Source organism: Streptomyces sp. NBC_00582 (assembly GCF_036345155.1).
GTDB lineage: Bacteria > Actinomycetota > Actinomycetes > Streptomycetales > Streptomycetaceae > Streptomyces.
The window spans coordinates 487,404-507,517 of record NZ_CP107772.1 but is presented as its reverse complement, the minus strand read 5'-3'; the positions used below and the strand labels follow the sequence as shown (position 1 = coordinate 507,517).

General features: G+C 68.2%; 21 protein-coding genes and 6 pseudogenes. 19 read left to right on the top strand and 8 right to left on the bottom strand.

Annotation, left to right across the window (positions count from 1 at the left end; all coding sequences use genetic code 11):
• Positions 1-9 precede the first annotated feature (9 nt).
• Both OG852_RS02300 and OG852_RS02295 read left to right on the top strand, forming a co-directional pair.
• Positions 10-278, top strand: a pseudogene (locus OG852_RS02300) (DEAD/DEAH box helicase); the annotation flags it as partial.
• Between the two features lie 352 nt (positions 279-630).
• The gene (locus OG852_RS02295) at positions 631-1,314 is read left to right on the top strand and encodes a hypothetical protein (RefSeq protein ID WP_166663771.1); all 684 of its coding nucleotides are present in this window, start codon (positions 631-633) and stop codon (positions 1,312-1,314) included.
• A gap of 264 nt (positions 1,315-1,578) precedes the next feature.
• Here the strand turns inward: OG852_RS02295 and OG852_RS02290 are convergent.
• Positions 1,579-2,018, bottom strand: a pseudogene (locus OG852_RS02290) (glutaredoxin domain-containing protein).
• Between the two features lie 179 nt (positions 2,019-2,197).
• Here OG852_RS02290 and OG852_RS02285 point away from each other — a divergent pair.
• The 6 genes and pseudogenes from OG852_RS02285 to OG852_RS02260 form a co-directional block, all read left to right on the top strand.
• A complete protein-coding gene (locus OG852_RS02285; RefSeq protein ID WP_330346902.1) occupies positions 2,198-2,617 on the top strand; it encodes a hypothetical protein in 420 nt (139 codons plus the stop codon).
• 1,052 nt (positions 2,618-3,669) lie between these two features.
• Positions 3,670-3,846, top strand: coding sequence for a response regulator transcription factor (locus OG852_RS02280; RefSeq protein WP_330346901.1), 177 nt, complete (start codon positions 3,670-3,672; stop codon positions 3,844-3,846).
• Between the two features lie 443 nt (positions 3,847-4,289).
• A complete protein-coding gene (locus OG852_RS02275) occupies positions 4,290-5,504 on the top strand; it encodes a hypothetical protein (protein WP_133917285.1) in 1,215 nt (404 codons plus the stop codon).
• Between the two features lie 251 nt (positions 5,505-5,755).
• Positions 5,756-6,931 carry a fructose-specific PTS transporter subunit EIIC gene (locus OG852_RS02270; protein ID WP_133917284.1) on the top strand — a complete coding sequence of 392 codons (1,176 nt, stop codon included), beginning with the start codon at positions 5,756-5,758 and terminating at the stop codon, positions 6,929-6,931.
• 458 nt (positions 6,932-7,389) lie between these two features.
• Positions 7,390-8,040, top strand: coding sequence for a hypothetical protein (locus OG852_RS02265; protein WP_133917283.1), 651 nt, complete (start codon positions 7,390-7,392; stop codon positions 8,038-8,040).
• Between the two features lie 157 nt (positions 8,041-8,197).
• Positions 8,198-8,357: pseudogene (locus tag OG852_RS02260) on the top strand (VapC toxin family PIN domain ribonuclease); the annotation flags it as partial.
• On the opposite strand, the pseudogene OG852_RS02255 reads toward OG852_RS02260, so the two are convergent.
• Positions 8,355-8,541: pseudogene (locus OG852_RS02255) on the bottom strand (transposase); the annotation flags it as partial. The pseudogenes OG852_RS02260 and OG852_RS02255 overlap by 3 nt on opposite strands.
• Before the next feature lie 287 nt (positions 8,542-8,828).
• Here OG852_RS02255 and OG852_RS02250 point away from each other — a divergent pair.
• Together OG852_RS02250 and OG852_RS02245 are read left to right on the top strand one after the other, a co-directional pair.
• Positions 8,829-9,017, top strand: a pseudogene (locus tag OG852_RS02250) (site-specific integrase); the annotation flags it as partial.
• An 83-nt stretch (positions 9,018-9,100) separates the two neighbouring features.
• The gene (locus OG852_RS02245; protein WP_133917282.1) at positions 9,101-9,568 is read left to right on the top strand and encodes an HIT family protein; all 468 of its coding nucleotides are present in this window, start codon (positions 9,101-9,103) and stop codon (positions 9,566-9,568) included.
• Between the two features lie 63 nt (positions 9,569-9,631).
• Here the strand turns inward: OG852_RS02245 and OG852_RS02240 are convergent, their stop codons facing one another.
• Both OG852_RS02240 and OG852_RS02235 read right to left on the bottom strand, forming a co-directional pair.
• Positions 9,632-9,961, bottom strand: a complete 330-nt coding sequence (locus tag OG852_RS02240; RefSeq protein WP_330346900.1) for a branched-chain amino acid transporter permease — start codon at positions 9,959-9,961, stop codon at positions 9,632-9,634.
• Complete coding sequence (locus OG852_RS02235) at positions 9,954-10,703, bottom strand: AzlC family ABC transporter permease (protein ID WP_133917280.1); 750 nt, start codon at positions 10,701-10,703, stop codon at positions 9,954-9,956. The genes OG852_RS02240 and OG852_RS02235 overlap by 8 nt, the downstream gene beginning before the upstream one ends.
• Positions 10,704-10,766: 63 nt before the next feature.
• Here OG852_RS02235 and OG852_RS02230 point away from each other — a divergent pair, with 63 nt between their 5' ends.
• The 3 genes and pseudogenes from OG852_RS02230 to OG852_RS02220 all read left to right on the top strand — a co-directional run bounded on the left by OG852_RS02230 (position 10,767) and on the right by OG852_RS02220 (position 12,951).
• On the top strand, positions 10,767-11,225 hold the full coding sequence (locus OG852_RS02230; protein ID WP_133917279.1) for an Lrp/AsnC family transcriptional regulator: 459 nt from the start codon (positions 10,767-10,769) through the stop codon (positions 11,223-11,225).
• Between the two features lie 96 nt (positions 11,226-11,321).
• A pseudogene (locus OG852_RS02225) lies at positions 11,322-11,548 on the top strand (site-specific integrase); the annotation flags it as partial.
• 182 nt (positions 11,549-11,730) lie between these two features.
• Entirely contained in the window at positions 11,731-12,951 is a 1,221-nt protein-coding gene (locus OG852_RS02220; protein WP_330346899.1) for an MFS transporter, read from the top strand.
• Between the two features lie 55 nt (positions 12,952-13,006).
• Here the strand turns inward: OG852_RS02220 and OG852_RS02215 are convergent, their stop codons facing one another.
• The gene (locus OG852_RS02215) at positions 13,007-13,477 is read right to left on the bottom strand and encodes a hypothetical protein (protein ID WP_330346898.1); all 471 of its coding nucleotides are present in this window, start codon (positions 13,475-13,477) and stop codon (positions 13,007-13,009) included.
• Here OG852_RS02215 and OG852_RS50850 point away from each other — a divergent pair.
• Positions 13,367-13,735 carry an alpha/beta fold hydrolase gene (locus tag OG852_RS50850; RefSeq protein WP_443064639.1) on the top strand — a complete coding sequence of 123 codons (369 nt, stop codon included), beginning with the start codon at positions 13,367-13,369 and terminating at the stop codon, positions 13,733-13,735. The genes OG852_RS02215 and OG852_RS50850 overlap by 111 nt on opposite strands.
• 321 nt (positions 13,736-14,056) lie before the next feature.
• Here the strand turns inward: OG852_RS50850 and OG852_RS02205 are convergent, their stop codons facing one another.
• Positions 14,057-14,773: a DUF4142 domain-containing protein gene (locus OG852_RS02205; protein ID WP_133917302.1), complete on the bottom strand. Its 717-nt coding sequence runs from the start codon at positions 14,771-14,773 to the stop codon at positions 14,057-14,059.
• A 1,187-nt stretch (positions 14,774-15,960) separates the two neighbouring features.
• Between OG852_RS02205 and OG852_RS02195 the strand changes: the two genes are divergently transcribed.
• The 3 genes from OG852_RS02195 (at position 15,961) to OG852_RS02185 (ending at position 17,430) form a co-directional block, all read left to right on the top strand.
• Positions 15,961-16,458: a hypothetical protein gene (locus tag OG852_RS02195; protein ID WP_330346896.1), complete on the top strand. Its 498-nt coding sequence runs from the start codon at positions 15,961-15,963 to the stop codon at positions 16,456-16,458.
• A 24-nt stretch (positions 16,459-16,482) separates the two neighbouring features.
• Positions 16,483-16,902: a zinc-binding dehydrogenase gene (locus OG852_RS02190; protein WP_133917276.1), complete on the top strand. Its 420-nt coding sequence runs from the start codon at positions 16,483-16,485 to the stop codon at positions 16,900-16,902.
• Between the two features lie 81 nt (positions 16,903-16,983).
• Entirely contained in the window at positions 16,984-17,430 is a 447-nt protein-coding gene (locus tag OG852_RS02185) for a hypothetical protein (RefSeq protein WP_133917275.1), read from the top strand.
• Positions 17,431-17,671: 241 nt separating this feature from the next.
• On the opposite strand, the gene OG852_RS02180 is transcribed toward OG852_RS02185, so the two are convergent.
• The gene (locus OG852_RS02180; protein WP_330346895.1) at positions 17,672-18,163 is read right to left on the bottom strand and encodes a DUF2975 domain-containing protein; all 492 of its coding nucleotides are present in this window, start codon (positions 18,161-18,163) and stop codon (positions 17,672-17,674) included.
• Positions 18,164-18,635: 472 nt separating this feature from the next.
• On the opposite strand from OG852_RS02180, the gene OG852_RS02175 reads away from it, so the two are divergent.
• Complete coding sequence (locus OG852_RS02175; RefSeq protein ID WP_330346894.1) at positions 18,636-19,136, top strand: transposase; 501 nt, start codon at positions 18,636-18,638, stop codon at positions 19,134-19,136.
• The gene (locus tag OG852_RS50845; protein ID WP_443064498.1) at positions 19,100-19,390 is read left to right on the top strand and encodes a transposase; all 291 of its coding nucleotides are present in this window, start codon (positions 19,100-19,102) and stop codon (positions 19,388-19,390) included. The genes OG852_RS02175 and OG852_RS50845 overlap by 37 nt, the downstream gene beginning before the upstream one ends.
• On the opposite strand, the gene OG852_RS02170 is transcribed toward OG852_RS50845, so the two are convergent.
• Complete coding sequence (locus tag OG852_RS02170) at positions 19,368-20,114, bottom strand: dienelactone hydrolase family protein (protein ID WP_330346893.1); 747 nt, start codon at positions 20,112-20,114, stop codon at positions 19,368-19,370. The two genes, OG852_RS50845 and OG852_RS02170, sit on opposite strands and share 23 nt — an antisense overlap.

Sequence of the window (20,114 nt, the reverse complement as noted above, 5' to 3'; positions counted from 1 at the left end):
GCCTGGCCCGTCGAGACCCTGGTCACCTCCAGCCAGCGGCGCGAGGTGAGTCGGATGATGTCCGAAGCCAGGGGCCCGGCCCACGGTCACGCAGGTGCGCTCCGGTGCGGAGAGGCTGACCGCCATCGTCGGCGCGCGGCGCCCGCCGACCGGGACAAGGCCCGGCGGCGGCAACGCCCCCTTCCACGGCCCCGGCGCGCGCCAGGGCCGCGCCAGGCAGTCCCGCGAAGGCCCGCAAGACGGCGGAGGCCCGCGCGGCAGCCCCGGGTCGGCAAGGGCCGCTGACGCCGGATCGGCGGTGCCTCGCCTCCCCTTCGCCGATACCCGGGCTCAGCGGCGGCCGCGGAGCCTCCGTACCAACTGCCGGGCCTGAGCGCGGCGGCGTGGGTCGGCCGCGGACCGGCGTACCTGTTCGATCGTGCGCTGCCCTTGTGGGCTTCTCATGAATGCCTTGATGCGTGCGACGATTCCGGCCACATGACCCCCTCCGCTTGGATGATCCGCTCTTCTGAGGCACCGATGTCTTCTCGACTGCCCGGTGACTGACGGTCCATCCCAACCCCCGGTGGCCGGAAATCGTTTGTGTGTGCAACAGTCACCGCGAACCGTCGTCTACCAGACAGGAACGTCATGGCTACCTCCAAGAAGTCGAACCGGCACAGACCCGGCACCCTTCTCCGTGCGACCGTGATCAGTGCCCTTGCCCCCGTCCTCGCGGTGGTGCTCACGGCCTGCAACGGAGACGGGACCTCGACGGCAGCCCCCGCCGGCGGGAAGACCACTACGGCAGGGTCGGCCGGCAGCGCGCAGACCGCTTCCCCGTCGGCCGGCGCCAAGCCCGCGGACCAGTCCACGACGGGCACCGGCAACGCCGGTTCGTCACAGTCCGCGGCTCCTCAGCCCGCCCCCTCGGCGCCCGCACCGGCCGACCCGATCGCCTCCGCGAGTACGGACGGGGACGACGGTTGCGACCACAAGATGCCCATCTCACCCGACGAGGTGGCGGTCTACCGTTACACCCCCGAGGGGGGGTCCCTGAGCCTCATCGTCAAGTACGGCAACTGGGGTTGTGCCCCCGCGGACTCCGACGGCGCGCCGTTCGAGACGGTGGGCAAGGAAACCTACATGCCCATGGACCAGGCGGCGTACATCACCGTCACCACCCCCATCGTGGAGAGCACCGAGAACCAGCACATAGGCGTCCAGGAGTTCCTGGACTGGCTGGATGCCAACCCGAACAGCGGACTGGTGTTCCAGTACCACCTGGGCGCCGACGGGGTGATCGACCGTCTGGACGAGGAGTTCACTCCCTGAGCGACGACGCTGCGGTCCGTGCCCGGAGGCCAGGTGCTCGCCGCCCGGAGGTGGACGTTCAGGGCGTCCGGGGCGGCGAACCTCCGTACAGGAGTCAAGTCCCGGCTTACTGGGGCTGTGCAGCGCTGTGTCGCCGGGCCGGACGGTGGTGACGAGCACCGCTTCCCGCGGACCGTGGTGTGTTCGGGGTCTGAGGAACATCCGGTGTCAGAGGGCGGTCCGTGAGTTGATGTCCGTTTCTGTGTGAGGCAGGGACAGGGCCGCTCACGTGGAGGGGGAGAGCTGCGCACGCATCCATTCGGGATCGGGGTTGACGTGCGGCTGGCCCGCCACCATGACGGTCGGCACGGTCTCGTCGCCGTCGTTGGCTGCCCTCACCGCCGTCGCCCCAGCCGGGTCGCGCCAGATGTCGACCCAGTGCAGTTGATTGGCGCTGCGGCCCAACCGGATCCGCAGGCGCAGGCAGTACTTGCAGCCGGCCCTCCAGTAGACGATCGGTCGGCCGTCGACCGCGCTGCGGCGCTGAGCCTCCATCGCGCTGATCGACCGGGGGAACGCCAGCGGCGAGTTCAGCCCCGCAAGCAGGACAAACATCAGCAGTAGCAGGGGAACAGCGGCGCCGGGAAACCCCCTGAGCGCCCACGCGGTCGCAACGAGCGAGCCGCAGACCAGGAACAGATCGGCAAGATCCATGCGCGCGTCATGATGACGCAGGCTATCGGTGGCGCGTGAGAGGGAAGCGTGCGTTGGTGTCCATTTCCAGCTGGTCAGGACCAGGGCCGCTGGCCGCGGTGCTCGGCCGCTACTCTGTCCCGACCTGGACGGGCTGCCGCTGGCGACCGAGCCGGCCGCGTCCCGGCGGCGCGTCCTCAGCGTCGATCAGGTGGCGGACCGGCTGGAGAACCGGTTCGCGCTGCTCACCGGCGGCGACCGCACCGCCCGGCCGCGGCAGCGCACGCTGCGGGCGGCGGTCGACTGGAGCTACGAGCTGTGCACCCCGGCCGAGCGGCTGCTGGGGAACCGGCTGGCCGTCTTCGCCGACAGCTTCGCCCTGGACCCTGCCGAGGGCGTCTGTGAAGGCGATGGCATCGCTCCGGAGGAGGTGCTGGACCTCCTCGAGCGGCTGATCACCCAGTCCGTCGTCCTGCCCACCGAAGCCGAGGACCAACCCCGCTACCGGATGCTGGAGACCATCCGGCAGGACGGGCGGGAGCGGCTCGCCGAGTCCGGTGAGGAGGAAAGGCTGCTGCGGCGGCACCGTGACTTCTTCCTCGCCCTCGCCGAGCGCCTCGCTGAGGGGTAATTCGGCCCCGGCCAGCAGGAGGGCCTGCTCCGGCTGCGGGCCGAACACGGCAATCTGCTGGTAGCACTGGACTGCGGCGGTGACCCGCAGACCGTGCTGGCGCTGGCCGCGGCGCTGCGCTTCCACTGGTGCGTCAGCGGATATCTCGGCGAGGGGCGCCGCGTACTCGACCGGGTGCTCGCGGCCGCGCCCGAGCCCACCCCGGCCCGGGCACGGGCGTTGTGGGTCGCCGCCTGGGTGGCCGTGCTGCAGGGCGATCTGGCGGCGGCCCACCGGTGGCTGGAGGAGGCCGACGAGCTGGGAGAGCGGCTGGGGGACCCGGTGGTGCGCGCGTATGTTCAGACCCTCCGCGGCTCCTCCGCGTTGTTCCGGGCAGCTGGAGGATGCCGTGTCGTGGTTCGAGGGCGCGGTGGCCGCCCACACGGCGCTGGGCGAGGAAACCGGAACGGTCTTCACCCTGTTCCAGCTGTGCGTAGCCCACACGGCCCTCGGGGACCCGCGGGCCTTGGAGACCGGCAGGCACGCGGTCGCCCTCGCCGAGGCGCACGGGGAGCAGTCGGGCCGTGCGCAGGCACTCTGGGCACTTGCCCATGCCGCCTGGGCACGCGGCGACAACGAGGAGGTCATGGCACTGACCCGTGCCTCGCTCCAAGCCCAACAGGGCTTCAACGAGTACGCGGGGACCGCCCTGACGCTTGAGGTGCTCGCCTGGGCCGTCGCCTCCGGCGGCGACGACGAGCGGGCGGGACGGCTGCTGGGCGCCATGCGGGCTCTGTTGCGGAACCTCGGGACGACCCCAGAGGCGTTCGGTCCCTATCGGGCCGAACAGCACGCGCGGTTCGAGGAGGCGATCGTACGGGCTCTGGGCCCGGCCGCGTACGAGAGCGCCCTCGAGGAGGGCGCCGCCCACGACACCCCGGCCCGGGCCATCGCCTATGCCCTGGAGACCGGCACCGAGCACCGGCACCGAGCAGATTGCGCCGGCCCCCGCCACGAGCCCTGCCCCCGCCACGGGCGCAGCCACGGGCTCGCTGACCCTCCGGGAGCGGCAGGTGGCCGCGCTGGTGGCCCAGGGGATGAGCAACCGGCAGATCGCCGCCGAGCTGGTGCTGTCGCCGCACACGGTCGACAGCCACATCGAGAACATCCGGGCCAAGCTCGGCTTCGGCCGCCGTACCCAGATCGCGGCCAGGTGGGCAGCGAACCAGCCACGCTCCGAGAACCCGTAGAAACACCCGGGGGATGGGTGGGGGGAACCCGTAGAAACACCCATGGTCGGGGGGCGGCCGGGGAACGATGCTTCTCGCCATGACGCACCGCACACCGAGGCGGAAGCCTCGCCGCGACACCTTGGGACTCCCCTGCCAGGCCATTCCCGAGCCCCAGCTAAGCGCCCGCCCGGCCGGGGGCGGCCGGATCCCCGCCGGGCACTCACCGACCAGCCGGGGCCTCCCCCGGCGCACCGACCTGACTCGGCCTGCCTGAGCAGTTCACCGGTGCCTCCTGGCGGTCACGTCCAAAGGCACCTCGTGAACCCGGCTGCCATCCCCCTTGGCGTCCGGCCCGGCCGATGCGGAAGTCAGCCGAAAGGTTCTGTCCCTCAAGTGGACAGCCGTGGCGGACGCACATTCTCTGTTCGCCCTGTATCAGAAGGATGAAAATGAGATCAGCTATGAGATCGATACGCCTTGCCAGGTGGGTGACCGGGGCCGCCGTTGTCGCGGCGACCCTGGGGGCACCGGCCTCCTCATGGGCGGCCGACGAGCCGGCTACGGCATCGGTGAAGGAGCCGAGCCAGGCGCAGTGGAAGCAGCTCGACGCGGTGCACAAAAAGCACTCTTCCCTCGGGGTCTTCGACGCCAAGGACGGCTCCGGCCCGCTGCTGACACTGCCCGCCGGCACGTCTGCCGCCGAGAAGGACAAGGTTCTGGCGGACATCCCGGCGGGGATGAAGGTCAAGGTCAAGGTCAGCCGGTTCCACAAGGGCGAGACAGACAAGATCGCGGACGAGGTGGGAAGCGGGAAGTGGAACAAGGACGCGAGAAAGTACGGCCTCGGCGCGGCCTATGACGCCGACACGGACAAGGTGATGGTCAACACCGACGCTCCCGAGTCCGTCACGGCATCACTGAAAAGCCAGTACGGCGACAAGATCGAAGTATTCCGGTCACGCTTCGAGGAACAGCTTGGTCGATACAACGACAGCGCCCCCTTCTGGGGCGGAGACTCGATCCATACCGCCAGTTGGGGCAACTGCACGAGCGGATTCAAGGTTCATGTGGTCGACCCCGAAACCGGCCAAGCGACCGATATGATGACCACCGCCGGACACTGCTACTCCCTGAACGAACGCGTCCTGGGCGCGGACGGCAAGTGGATGGGGTGGGTCAAGAGGTTCGGTCCAGCCGATCTCGAAGCATTCGTCGGCTACACGTACGACCCCTTCATCTGGACGGGCGGCACTCCCGGCAGCACCTCGAATCTGCCAGTTCACTCCCTGTCGGGGATGTACTACGGCATGCACGTCTGTGTGAGCGGGCAGACGACGTTCAACCACTGCGGCCACCCCGTCACCGCTACCAACTACGGCTTCAACTGGACGGACCACAGCGGTCACACCCACTGGAACTCCACTACGTGGGGTTTCGTGTTCGGCCCGGGCGGGACCAACTACCCCCGCTACGACAACGGCAAGCTCACCGAGGCCGGTGATTCGGGTGCTCCAGTTTATGTGGCGGGGAGCAGCACCGCAGCCGCCGCCGGCACCCTCAGCGGCATCGTGGAATGGAAATGCGACCCTTGCACTAACGGGACGCAGTGGCGGATGTACGGGGTCAAGGCGCAGTTCATATACGACTCTTGGCACGGCAGCATCAGCATGAATTAGAACCGGTCGCGGCCGCCTCCCGCCATCTCTCACGGCCTGGGGGGCGGCGGGCCGCGGCCGGTGCGGTCTGCGGATTGAAGGGTGCCGGTCGCCCCGGATGGGGCGGCGGCACCCGGTCCTGGCGCTCTTCCCGTTCGCCACTCCGTTCCCTCCTCGCGCAGTCCGCCGGAGCACCGACTCCCGACGTCCCGGCGTACCCGCCTCGACTCGCCGCCCCACGGGCAGCACCACACATCCTGGAGATTCATTCCATGTCCCCCACCTCCGCCTTCCCTGCCCCGATGGACCAACATGCCGAGCCCGGCGACCGTGCCGCCGCCAGGCTCGGCCGGTGGATCACGTCCGGAACCGGCTACCTGGCCGTCCTGACCGCTGTCGGTGGCCTGTTGGTCGTCCTCGCCTACGCCATCGGCGGCTGGCACATCACCGCAGAGACAGTCCAGGTCACCGGTAAGGATTTTTCCTGGCTGCGCCCTGACAGCTGGGGTCTGTCGCTGCTGCAAACCGGCAATCTCACCGTCGACGGCCTGGGTCTGGCCGTCGCCGTGTACGTCGCCTACGGCATCGCCGGCCGTGTCGCGCTGGTCCCCGCCTTCGTCGGCGGCGTGGCCTCGGCGAGCCTTCACACCGGCTACCTGGGCGGCCTCGCCGCCGCCGTGCTCGCCGGTGCCACCACCCGAGCGCTCTGCAAGATCACCGTTCCGGCCAGGTGGCGCCCTCTGATGACCAAGGCGGTCATCCCGCTGCTGGCTGCTCTCACCACGGTCGTGTTCTTCTCCGCGATCATCTCCCCCCGACTCGACTGGCTCAGCTTCTGGCTGTACCAGAAGCTGGTCGATCTGGAACTCACCGACGAACGCCTTGCCCTCGGCCTGGTTCTCGGCCTCATAGCCTGCTGCGACTTCGGCGGGATCTTCAAGAAGATCGCCTACGCCTACACCCTCGCGGGCTTGAGCTCCTACGTCCCCTCCCCGGCTCACATGACCTTCATGGCCGTGGTGGTGGCGGCCGGCATGGCCCCAACGCTGGGCCTGTCACTGGCCACCGTGGTACGCCGCAGGCTGTTCACCGAGGCCGAGCGCAACTACGGCAAGGTGGCCTGGCTGCTCGGTCTGATCCCCGTTCCCGCTGCGGGGGTTCCCTTCGCACTGCGCGACCCGCTGCGGGTGATTCCGGCCACCATGGCCGGCGGCGCCGTCACCGGCATGCTGACCATGACCTTCGGCTCCACCATGGCCGTCCCCTACGGAGGCGTCTTCGCCGCCGACCAGCTCGGCAAGCCGCTGCTGTTCGCCGCCGCCATCGCCGCCGGCGGGCTCGTCACCGCAGGAGTCACGGTCGCCCTGAAGAGCCTGCGCCGCACCGCACCGGCCTCCGCGACCGCCGACACCACGGCCACCCGCCCAAAGGTTCCCGTTGCCGTCTGAGCCCCCTCGGGCATGCCCTACGCGCCAAGCACCCGTGGCAAGCCGCGCCTACCGCCCACTGCCACCGTCTTCTCCTCCACCCACAGCACCCGCCCCTTTTCCGATGGAACGGCGGCACCCGAGAGAAACGCCTGCCGCCAGCTTTCCGACCGGCGCTGTGAAAACCGGCAGGGAGCGGCCGGGCCCGCAGCGGCCCGGAGCTTGAAAACGCCGCACCGACCGAATTCCCCGCAGGATGGGGAGCCGCGTCGCCCAGGGGCCCCGAGCGAAAACCTGGGTTAAGAAAAAGCAGAACTGATGTGAGCCGAGAACGTCTCATGCGTCGATGAACTGGGCCCAACAACAGGAAGCTGGCCAGCTTTCCCGGGATATCCAGAAATCGGCTCGGTGACCATCATTCACCGATGTGCCCCGGATCAAATATCCGCGGCCTGAAAGAACACGGCGAGGTTGAATAAATGAAGCGAAAGACGTTCAGAACGCTCCTGGTGGGCGGCCTCCTGTCTGCGTCACTCGCGGCGGGCATCGCCCCGTCGTACGCAATGATCGACGACCCCACGAACGCGGGGATCAGCGAGGCCGACTGGGCTTCGTTCGTACAGCTCGGTGACTACAACGGCGCCCTCGCCGAGTTCGTGGACGACGACGGCGTGCCGGAGATGTTGTTCCCCAAGGGATCGACCGCCCCTGACCATCTGCAGTATCCCGCGGGCTGGCGGCAGCCGACCACCTTCGGCCTCTACGCCGCGTGGGACAGCAAGTTCACCAGCTTGAACGAGATCTCGGCGGTCGAGGACGACGCCGTCACGAAAATAGGGAACGCCGGTTACCTCGCCGGAGCAGGTTTCAACCCGGAAGAGGACACCGTGGAGGTGACCACCCTTGCCCCGTCATCGGTCACCGCTCCGCTGGTCACCACCTATGGCCTCAAGATCACCATCGTTGCGGGGAACTTGACCGCACAGTCGGACGGCGGTGCCACGTCACACGGTTCCACGAAGAAGCACTCCGCCAAGAAGCACGCCAGGAAGCACTTCGCCCAGAAGCACGCGTCCGCCAAGCCCGTCAGGAAGGCACCCACACCCACACCCACACCCACTGGAAAGTAATTCTTTCGGCAGCCGATCCCAGGTGACCCGTTCACTACGGTACTTACCGGCCTGCCGAGAGCGACCCCCTCGTGCGCACGTCCCGTCGAGCGGATACTGCGTCCACGAGGGGGCGTTTTCCTCTTCAGGTCCGAGACAGAATGCTTTCCGTCAGCGTGGGCCGTACCCCCGGCGCCGCATCACCGATCTGATGATCGCCTCGATCGCCATCACCGAGGGCCTCCCTGTGCACGACGAACCCGGACAACTTCAAGGGTCTCCACGACCTGCTCGAGGTCGTCCCCGTCACCCGCCCCAAGGTGCTGCACGACCGGTAGGAGGGCCCACTGGCAACCGGTCCGCCCCTGGTAGAGGACGGCGTCCACGATCTCCCGCATGTCGTAGGCGCCCTGATGACCGCTGACCGAGCGGTGCCGGTCCTTCCAACGCGGTGATCACCGGCTCGATCAACGACCGCTGCTCGTCCGACAAGTCACTCGGGTACGGCTTGCGTTCACTCACCCGGTCACATCACCAGATCACCAACCGCGGACCGGCAGAGTCCGCCCCGCCGCCACACCATCAGGCGACAACGGATCCACTCAAAGACTCACGAACCGCCCACTCACATCGTGCGCTGAGCGTTCGTCGCCCTGGTGGGCGGCCGACGGGGCACCGGCGGCGGGACCGGTGTGAAGTTGTTCCACGGACAACGCCCTATTATCTGCGCGAACTTGGTGCGTCACCTGCGGTGACGTTCTCAGGGCCGTGCGTGAAGCGGCCCTGTGATCCATGGCAAGGGGGAAGTAGTGCCCGCCGTCGTGCAACTGCCGGCCGGGAAGGCGTTGACCGCCCGCGCGGCGGCCGACGCCTTCCTCGATTCGCTCCGCAACCCGAACACCGTCCGCAGCTATGGAGTCGGCGTCGGCAAGACCGCCGAGCGGATCGGGGAGGGCCGCCCGCTGGGGTCGGTCGCCGACGACGAGATCGGCGAGGCCTCCACACCCTCGCCGCAGCCATCGACCGAGACCGCGATGCCGTCCTCGCTGGCCTCAGAGACACAGTTCTACGATCTCAGTTCATGACGACTCCCGACTGCTACACATGCGGCAAGGAAGCAGATTTCGACAACCTTCCACCACGCGAGTGCGTGGTGTATGACCAGCACTGGCGGGTGGCCCACGCCTTCAACACCGCGGTGCCCGGCTGGATGGTGCTGCTGCCTCGGCGCCACGTCGCCGCGGTTCATGACCTCACCGGCGCTGAGGCATCTGCCCTAGGAGTGTGGCAGGTCAAGCTCTCCCGGGCTCTCCGGAGCGTGACTGGTTGTGCCAAGACCTACGTCGTCCAATTTGCCGAAGCCGAGGGTTTCGCGCACGTGCACTTCCATATCGTTCCGCGCATGGCAGATCTGCGACCAGAGCATCGCGGGCCGGGCATCTTCGAGCTGCTTCGGCGACCAGAGCGGGAGCGAGTAACGGCTGACCAGGCAGACCAGCTAGCCCACTCGCTCCGAGCTCAACTTTATGGGCACCCGAACGCTCAGTAACCAGATCACGGAATCTGAGCCGGACCCGACAAGCGACAGCACCAGGCTCGGTGTCAGGTGGGTTCAGTGGGCGAAGAGCGTGCTGGCGAGCAGCACGTGGGTGGCGGTGCCGCCGAGGATGCTCAGCAGTGCGTTGCGGCGCCACACATGCAGGCCGATGGTGAGGACAACGGCCCCGAGCGGCGCTGTGCCGCGGGCTTCGGTCACTGGCAGGTCATGCAGGCAGTAGACGACCAGGATCACCATGACGCCGGCGGGCATGCGGGTGCTGAGGTACTGGACGGTGCCGCTTTCACGCAGGGGTGTGAGGGCGGCGAAGGGCAGGGCGCGCAGGGCCCAGGTGACGGCGGCGGCGACGAGGACGGCGGCGATGGTGTAGCTGGTGTCACGCATGGTGGGGCTTCCTGGAGGTGGTGAGGTGGCGGGCGAGGAGGGCGGTGGTGAACAGCGTGAAGGCGGCCAGGAGCATCTGGCCGGGGAAGAGGAGCCGGGCGGACAGGGCGCTGAGCACGGCCAGGACGGGGGTGGGCACGTCGCCCCGCAGGTCTCGGACGGCGTCGAGTGCGAGGACGGTGAACAGGGCGGTCAGGGCGAAGTCCAGGCCGGTGACGCTGTCGGGGATGAGGGAGCCGAGCAGGGCGCCGACGGTGGAACTGCCCGCCCAGTACAGGTGCAGGAAGAACTGCAGCCACAGGATGCGGCGGCTGGACCAGGTGCGCGCCCGCTCGCCGGTGGTCAGCGCATACGCCTCGTCGCACATCGCGTAGGTGCTGTACGCCTTGCCGAGACGGCCCTTCACGCGGTGCAGGGGGAAGGACAGCGTGTAGAAGACGTGCCGGACGTTCACCAGCAGCGCGGAGACCGCGATCGCCGCGAGCGGTGCCGAGGCCGTGACCATGCCGATGAGCAAGAACTCGAACGATCCGCCGAAGACGAGCGCCGCGGACAGCCCCGCCCACCACCAGTCCAGACCCGACTGCGTCACCAGCGCCCCGAAGGCGAGGCCGAGCGGCAGGAAACCCAACCCGACTCCGGCGGAGTCCTTCAACGCCGCGCGCGCCCCGGACCGTGTCGAGGGTGGAGGAGCGGGAACGGGCCGAGGCCGGTCCTCGGCGCCTACATGAGTGCTATCCATGTGTGGAATTTTAGGATGAATCGCACCTCACATGGTTGCCACTTACCGCTCTATGATCATGTAGTGAGCAATGAAATTACCCTCGACGCCATTGATCGCGACATTCTGTTTCACCTGCGCCAGGACGGGCGGCTGACCAACGTCGAGCTGGCCAAGCGTGTCGGTCTGACCCCACCGCCCTGCCTGCGCCGGGTCAAGCGGCTGGAAGAGGCCGGCGTCATCACCGGGTACCGGGCCGTCATCAACCCTCAGGCCCTGGGCCGCGACCTGGAGGTCCTCATCGACGTCGAGATCTACGCCCAGGACCGCAAGAGCTTCCAGGACTTCGAGGACACCGTGGCCTCCTATGACGAGGTCATCGAGTTCCGCCGCATGTACGGGCGCCCCGACTACTTCCTGCGCGTCGCGGTCGCCGACCACGCCGCCTACGAAGCCTTCCTCACCGAAAAGCTCAGCGGCCTGCCCGCCGTACTTCGCCTCGAATCCCACCTGACCATGAAGAAGATCAAGACCAACGAGTAGAACGACGAGAAACCCACAGCCCCGTCAGAGCCCGGAAACGCGCCTCACCTCTGGAAGTGGGCGCTGGTGCTGCGAAGGACGCCCGCACCGGGCCCCCGCCGCGGTCAGGCGCGCGATGACTTCGTGCTGGAGACCGTCTACTGGGACGCCCGCACCGCCCGTCTCCTGCCCCGGCCGCTGCGCGGCCGTATCCGGTGACCGATGTTCTTCACCCATCGCCGCCCCGGCCCGGGGAAGGTCGTCAGCCCCGCGACCTGCGCCCGGCCACCGGCCTGGCCCGCCTCCCCTACGGCCAGCCCCGCACCCTCCTCGACGAGCACACTGATGAACAGTCTGCTCGCACCTGGCGACAGCCGCCGGTGCAGGGGCGGTACTGCCGAGACCGGTGCGTATCCGCGTCCGCATCTCCCCGGTCCGATGCGGGCCGTGGTGGGGACTGCGGCACTTGCTATGCTGTATCCAGCGGCCTTCGGCGCCCCAAGTTGGGCGCGCGAAGGCTTTTTTCATGCCTTCTGACACATCCGCCTACGACACTCCACCCACCACCTACCGTGACCTGCTCCGCAACCGTGAATTCGTCGGCCTGTACGCCGGCTTCACACTGTCGGTCGCCGCGAGCACCATGTCGGGCTTCGCGCTCGGCACGCTGGTCAACCAACAGACCAAGTCCCCGTTCCTGACCGCCGTGAGCATGTACGGCGCCACCTTCGCGACGGTTCTCGGTGCGCTGACACTGATGTCGGTCGCGGACGGAAGCCGTCCCCGCCGGACCCTCGTCGCGCTCCAGTGCGTCTCGCTCGTAGGTGTTGCCGCACAGGCGGTTCCAGGGCTGCCGCTCGCCGCCCGGTTCGGTCTGCTCCTTGTACTGGGGTTCTTCCAGTCCCTGGGAACGGGCGCACGGATGGGGCTGCTCGCGGAGGTGGTGCCGACCTCCACCCATGCACTGGCACGTTCCCTGATGAACATCACCTCGGGAGGCATGGCCATCCTCGGCTACGCCATCGGCTCCGTACTGCTGCGGTACCTGAGCCCGCAGGAGGTCTTCGCCGTGGCGACAGCACTGACCGGCGGTGGATCGATCATTGTGGCGGTGACGGTCCGGGAACGCTCGATCCGTCTGACCCGTCGCCCTGGACTCCGCCAGACCTGGACGACGAACATCGAGCTCTTCTCCCACTCCGGCCAACGCGCGCTGCTGCTGAACCTGTGGGTCCCCAACGGTCTGATCGTTGGCTGCGAGGCGCTGTTCATCTCCTACGCCCCCTGTCACGCCGGCGTCTTCCTGGCCGCCGGATCAACAGGCATGCTCTTCGGTGACCTTGTGGTCGGGCGGCTGTTCACCGCCGAGCAGCGACGCCGCTACGCGTTCGCCCTGCGACTGCTGCTCGCCGCCCCCTTCCTGCTGTTCGCCGTCCACCCGCCCGTGCTGGTGGCGACAGCCGCGGTGTCCATCGCCAGTGCCGGCTTCGCTGCCACCCTGCCGCTTCAGGAGCAGCTTCTGGAGTTGACCCCTGATCCGGTCCGTGGCCAGGTCCAGGGAGTTGAGTCCGCCGGCCGGATGACGTGGCAAGGTATCGGGGCCGTGATCGCCGGCGGCATTGCTCAGCACTTCACATCTGGCACAGCCATCACCTTTGTGGCCGCCGTATCCATCGCCATCACCGTCTTCTCCCGGCCCTTCGTGGTCCGCGCCCGAGCCGTCCACCTCCAGGCGGCCGCTGCATAGAGTTCCCACGACGGTGCGAGCGGCGGGCGCGGCCAGACGCGCCCGCCGCGTCTCGCTACTCGTCGACAGTGTCCGGGGGACGGAGGGTCGCATTCCGCCGGGCAGGTGGGGGAGAGCGGCCCTTCGGGGCCGTTGGACTTGGCTGGGTCGAGGGTTCCGCAGCTCCTGCAAGTGTGCTGGGGATCGCGGAGAAGTTGGCGAAGCCGACGTAGACGATCCTTGTGCGGCCGAAGCCGATGCCGCTGCTCTTCTTCTCATGGAGGCTCTGTTCCTCTCCCGCGACTGGCCTGACTTCCAGGCACTGGCCGCCCGCCCGGCCCGGATACCCACCGCCTGGGACCGGGCCGACTTCGTCCTCACCGACGAGGTGGCGGGCGACCTGGCGGCCCTGCTCGAACACCTCGGCTGCCGCCCGGTGGTGGCCGTCGGCCACTCCATGGGCGGACAGGCGGTCAACCTTCTCGCGGTACGACACCCCGAGCTGGTCCGCTCGGTCGTGGCCCTGGACCCGGCCCACGGCGCGCACGGCGCCGAAGTGGACGGCATCCCGGGCGATTGGCCGCCTACCGGAAGCGAGGAGCCCGCGCTGCCGCGGACTTCGTCGCAGGGGCCTTCTCCGCACAGGCCCCGCCCGGGCTGCGTACCGCCCATATCCGCACCATGCTCGGCACCCCGGACCATGTCATCGCCCAGGCGTACGCCGGCATGTACACGGAACCGGACGCCGTCGGCCTCCGCCCGCACAGTGAGGCGTATCTGCGCCGACGCCTGCGGCCGGCCCTGACGGTGTGGACCTCGGCCGGGGCGGCCGCCTGGGAGCGGAGCACGCTGCACGTGCCCGGCCCCCGCGTGGACCAGTGGCCCGGGGTCGGGCACTACCTGCACGAGGAACGCCCCGAGCGATCCACACGGCTCATCGCGGAGTGGGCGGATTCGGTGTGAGCCGCTCCGCTGGCGGCGTACCGCTCCCTTTTGCCGCTGTCCGCGTTCAGGAGAGCTCGGCGAGGTCTTCCTCGGTGAGGAGGCCACCAGCCAGGCCCGAGTAGGGCGGTCAGGGGCAGGAGCCGATGGTCAGGCGCACGAGGAGGCCTGGGCCCACCGGCGTCTACCCGCCGGCGGCCGCGCCGTTCATTGCCGGGCCCAGGTCCGCAGGGGTGGACGTGGCGTTCGGCGGCGGGGGAAGGACGACCAGCGGCTGACCGGCGGGCGGGACCGGCGGAGTCATGTCCGACTTGGGTAGGGTTGGCGGCTTGGTCTGATTGAACAGCGTGGTGTCGAAGTCGACCAGACCGGTCTTCTCCATCACCGTGATGTGGTCCAGGACGGTGTCGTTGGCCTGGTCGGCCAGGGCGCGCACCAGGGAGTTCTTCGTCGTCGAGCGGACCTTCGCCACGGTGTTGAAGATGGAACCGTGCGTCATACGCAGGATGTTGGCGAAGTCGATGTCGAACTGCTTGCCCTGGGACGTCTTCAGTGTGGTGACGAACCCTTCCTGCTGAGGGCTGGCCACGTTGGGCAGGACGACGTTGAGCATCGGTGCGATCTTGCGGCAGGTCTCGTCCAGCGCCGCGTGTCCGTCGACCAGGTGCTCGCTGGCGGTGCGAACGGCCTTGCTCTGCCCCTTCTCCAGCCCGATCAGTCCGACCGGATGCTCCCAGAGGCCGGCCGCCCGCACCGCCACCACGAAGGCCCGGTCGCTCTCGGTGAAAGGTCCCCACTGGGTGTTGGCGATGAGCCGGTCGGACGAGGTGGACACGGTGGTCAGACCGAGCATCGACGGGTAGGCGAGGGCGCTCACTGTCAGGGTCAGAGCGCCGCCCACGACAAGAGTGCCCACGATGTTTCGCGAAAGCCGCACTGTTCCTCCTGTGGGTCGAGATACCTGTTCAGTCACTCATCGCCCGGCGGGGCGGTCCAGGACGAATACGTGCCGGGTGCCGTTCGGGCTCACCGATTCGGCAAAAATATTCAAGAGGGAGCAAAGAAAGCCCCGTTACCGGTCGCCCCCGCCCGACTCCGCGCCGCCGACGAGACATGCGGCCGGCAGGCCGTTCAAGCCATTGACGTCGTTGTTCATTCGGGCACGGCCGGCGGGCAGCCTGCCCCGCGCACGTCCGGACATCGGCGGCGACCGCGTGCGTGGCCCCGGGACAGCAGCGGTCCGTCCTGCTACTGGTCGTCGGCCGGCAGAGCTACCGGATCGGACCACGCGAGCACCGCCCGGACGAGAGCATCACCCTGATCGAAGGGGCAGCCCGTCCCGTCCATCGCCAGCCGAACCCACGGATGCACCGACCTGAAGCAGACCGGTGGACCCGTGCGTCCAGGCCGCAGAACGAAGCCGGTAGGGCCGGGCGCGAGACTCATGCCGCTTCTCCACACCGTGGTGAGCTTCCGCGCCGACCGTACCCTCCTACTCAAGGAGACATACTCCGCCCTGGCGGTGGGGGACAAGCGTTGGAGCGAAGCAGCACAGGGCGGTCGTCAGGAGCGATGAGTAGTTGTCGCAGACGATCGCAATGCGTACGTCCAAGGGGTGCAGCGAACGCAGGGGGCGGCGGAACTCCAGGAACTCCGACCTGTTCTGGGTCATCGTGATGTGCCCGGGGTGGAGGGGCTGCTGCCTGTGCGCCGTGTGCCGTGTGCGGGAGCGATGTCAACGGCCCCGCACAGCGGGCGAGAGATCGCTGGAGAGCCGGGCGGAGATCTCACCCGAGGAGCGGGCGGTGCTGCCCGTCCGAATCCTCGACGATCCTGCAGCGCGCGAGGACGAGAAGTCCGACGCCGCGATGTACCTGGAGGACTTCTCCGGCCCCCTTGTCGAATCGTGCCTGATCCGGATCATCCGCGCCGAGCATTTCACCAGCTGCTGGCCCAGGAGTGTGCGAAGTCCCGGCGACGGACGAGGTCTTCGGCATCCTCGCCACCCGCGCCCCGTGACCGGGGAGCACGCTCGTCTGCCACACACATATCGAAATGCAGCTCGTGGCAGCTGCCCAGCATGGTTATGTGACGATCATGTTCAGTATCACCGTGTCACGAACACTCACCGTTGCCGACGTGGTTGCCACATTCGTGGCATTGATCCCGCCTGGCCTGCAGTTGGTGGTTCAGCCGGACGAGGCTGGCATTGCGGATGACATGGGGGACCTGTGGATACGCCTGGTGGCCAACGAAGATCCGGCGTGGCCGCTCTCCCTGGATGTGCTGGGCAGGTACGACTGTGGACTTGGGCCGTACCCTGACCTCCGCGTCGCAGAGCACTTGGGAGTGCGACACGGCGTGGACGTTTTGTGTGGCATCGATCCGTCCTTGAGCGATGTCGACCCCCTGGATCCGTACTACCGGCTGGCTCTGATCGGCCGCCGGTGGTACCTGGCCAGCACTGCCGGCACGCGGCTCATGGGACCGTACACCGTGTATGACGCCGACGGAGTCCGGAAGGAGCCAGGCGACGAGCCCGTCAAGCTGATCCGGCCGGTCGTGGTTGACACCGCTGAGCAGTGATCAGGGGGCTGGCACCGTGGCCGTATGGGCGACCGTCCCGGGGCCGGTTTCAGCGCAAGGCTCATCCTCCAACTTGCCAAACGCCAGGGCTTTGAAGGGGTCGTCGCGGCCGTGAGTTCGCAGGCCAAGGCGGAGTTCCTCCGCGGTCTCGGCGTCGACGAAATCGTGACCTACGACAGCGAGGACTGGGGGGAGCCAGTCGACGTCGTCCTGGACGGAGTCGGTGGAGAGCTACTCCCACGCGCCCTCTCCGCCCTTGCGCCCGGCGGGCGACTCGTCTTCTTCAACTCGGGCGGCGGCACCGTTCCCGCCTTCGACCTCCCGGCAGGATCGAAAACCATCACCGGGCTCACCATGGCGAGGTTTGCCAACACTCACCGCGAGCTCTATGACCAGCATGGCGAGGAACTGTGGAAGCTGACCCTGTCCGGAAGGCGCAGGTGACCGCATTGAGCTGTCCCACGGGCGGCGAGATCCGACATCGACCTGCGTAGAGGACGTATCCCCTGACTATGCTGTCGGCGTATGGACGCGATCTTCGGGCTTCCGCCTCAATCTCCGCTGGCCGCGGCTGTTTCCGAGGACTGGGGTTTGCTCCCGCTGCGTGTCCCTATGGGTTGGAACATCGTCTACAACACCTTGATGGCCCGGCGCCTGCCGGATGGAAGTGTCGAGGTCAACGACTCCGAGGACCTGTACTGGGCGCGCACCGCACGACCGCCGTGGCTGACCGCTCAGGAGGCGATGCGCAAGGGTGGCTTGCAGGCCCGCGAGATCAACATCGACGCCGGCTGGTACCACGGTCACGGCTTCCGCGTTGTCGTCCTCGACCCTGACTGGGACCACGAAGGAGCCTCCTACACCACTTCCGACCTCGACGACTTCGTCGCCACCCTCGAAGGGTGGATGCGAATGATCACCGAGCGGGGAGAACTCCCCAAGTCCCGACCCAAGCGGTTGCGGCGGAAGTAGCCGATCCGCTCCTCGATGTCGCTCTTCTCGTGGGCACCCTCGACACCCGGGGCGGCAAGGAAAGCTCTCGAAGATCGCCTCCTGGTCGCAGGAGGCGAAGACGCGGTGGATGTGGCTTCGCCGAGTACCATATGCGGCGCCTCGCCCGACTCGGCCAGGATCTCGGACTTCCGGGCCGCGATCCAGTAACGGAACATCCCACGCTTGGCCGCCATCGCGTCAATGCCGACTGCGATCGGCATCAGATCACTTCGTCCAGCTCGGCCTGCATCTGCACCGCTTCGACGTCGCGGGCGACGGCTTGGGCGAGCAGCATCCGCAGCACGAGCACGATGAGCGCGACCCCCAGGATGGCCATGCCGATCCCGCCCATGATCACGGTGACGCCCGGGTCGTCCCGCTGGCCCGGCGCATTGACGGCGGTGACCGCGAACCATACGAGGGCGGCCGCCACGATGGCGCCGATCACGCCGTCCACGTACCGGAAGGCGGCATGGGAGAACACGGTGCCACGTCGCACCATCGTCACCAGCTGCCATACGCAGACCAGTGCGACCTGGGCCGCCACCATGCCCAGGGTCGTGAGCAGGCGCAGCGCCGTCAGCGGGAGCGTTCCGTCCTCCGGGTCGTTCCCGCTGACCAATGTCCACACCATCAAGGCCTGCACGAACACGGTGCCGGCGAGCACCACCGCGAGCACGGCGCGCAGCGCACGCACGGTCAGCTTTCCCATGACCCCTCCTTCTATCGAATCACGATGGAAAACTATCGATATTCGATAGGTTACGCAAGGGTGGGACGGAAGGTGGGTGGCCGTTCCCCACTTGAGACGCCGTTCGACTGAGCCGAAGTCCTGGCCCGAGTGCCGTGCCGGGTGCCGCCCACGGCAGGCCACGCTCGCGAACGTCGGGTGGGCCCTGAGGCGCCAGGGGGGCGGTAGCGCCGTTCTGCTCCGCTCCCTGCGTCAGCTCGTGGGGGGTGCTTGGCACAGTCTCTCGAGGCCTGGCCTGAGACGCCATCCGCTTACCGTGCGGCAGGCTTGATCAGTCGAACAGGGTTCCGGGTGATCTCTCGGTGGTCGGGGCATAGCGGCAGGGCCTCTTGGCAGCTCGGGGTTGCGATCCCAACCGAGCAGTACCAGGAGGCCCTGTTGTCGCAGTCTGTCGCGCTTGCGTCCGTGGAGTCCAACGGGCCGTCTCCTGCGTGTGACTGTCTCGCGCACAGGTTCGGCAACGCGGCGGACGGGCCGGGTGCGGTGTTACGGCTCCGACCCGACGGAGGCGGAGTGGCAGGTCCTCCGGCCGCTGCTGCCGGTCCCCGCGTGGCTTCAGGGACGGGGCGGGCGGCCGGAGGGCTATTGCCACCGCGTGATGCTGGACGCAGTCCGCCAAGTCGTCGACAACGGCGTCAAGTGGGTCAACCTGCCCTGTGACTTCCCGCCGTACCGGCGGGCGCACGCGTTCGCCCGCCGCCGGCAGGTGACGGGCTTGCTCGCCGAGCTCCACGACCGGGCTGCGCGGCAAGGTGCGCCAGAAGGAGGGCCGCGACGTGGACCCGGCGGCTGCCCGTCGTGGACTCGCAGTCAGTGCGGGCAGCAGCGAACATCCCGGGCTCCACGACCGGCTGGGACGGCGGCAAAAGGGTGGGTGGCCGCAAATGACACCTGGCGGTGGACTGCCTCGACCTGGTCCTGGCCGTCGCAGTGACCGCAGCGAACATGCAGGACTGGGACGCCGCAGTGCCTCTGTTCGAGCGGCTGCGCAGGCTCTACCTCTCCGTCCGGCTCGTCTGGGCGGACGGCGGCTATGCGGGGCGCCTGGTCGACTGGGCGGCCGAGAACCTCCACCGCACGCTCGAGACCATCAGACGCTCTGACGACACCACGGGGTCTGTGATGTGTCTGCGGCCTCGGGTCTCGGTGGTTCTCATGACTTCCCTTACTCGGTCTGGGGGGTCTTGAGGTGGGTGGCGAAGAAGGTCTCGATGCGGTGCCAGGCGTCTGTGGCGGCTTCCGGTTCCGGGCCGATGCCCATGACGCGGAACAGGGGGCGCAGGGGCCGGGGGCCGGCCTCCGCGTCGTTGAGGAAGGAGTGGCCTGCCTGCGGGTACTCCTTGACGTCGTGTACGACTCCGTGGCGGTCGAGGGTCTCGTTCAGGCTGGTGGCCGCCCCTTTCAGGGCGCGGTCCTTCCCGCCGTAGCTGGCGACGACGGGACAGGCGTCGGCGAGGACGTCCAGGTCCCTGGGAAGTCCCCCGTAGTTGACGGAAGCCGCGGCGTAGTCACCCCGTCCAGCCGTCATGAGGGCGAAGGATCCGCCGAGGCAGAAGCCGATGATGCCGACCGCGCCGGTGCAGTCGGGCTGGGCCGCCAGGTAGGAGCGGGCGGCTTCGAGGTCCTGGTAGGCGCGTCCGCTTCCGGACAATGCCGCGCGCATGACCGGGATCAGGCAGCGCCGTGCCCCGCCCTGCGTGTACAGGTCGGGCAGCAGTGTCAGATATCCGGCGCGGGCCAGGCGCTCGGCCTGGCGGAGCATCACGTCGTTGACACCGAATACCTCGTGTGCGACGACCACGCCCGGCCAGGGCCCTGGGCCCTCTGGTCGGACAAGGTGCCCGTTCAGTCTCTGTGAGCCCCCGGTCGGGGCGCTCAAGCCGCTCAGGTCAATTTGCTCAACAGCGGACAT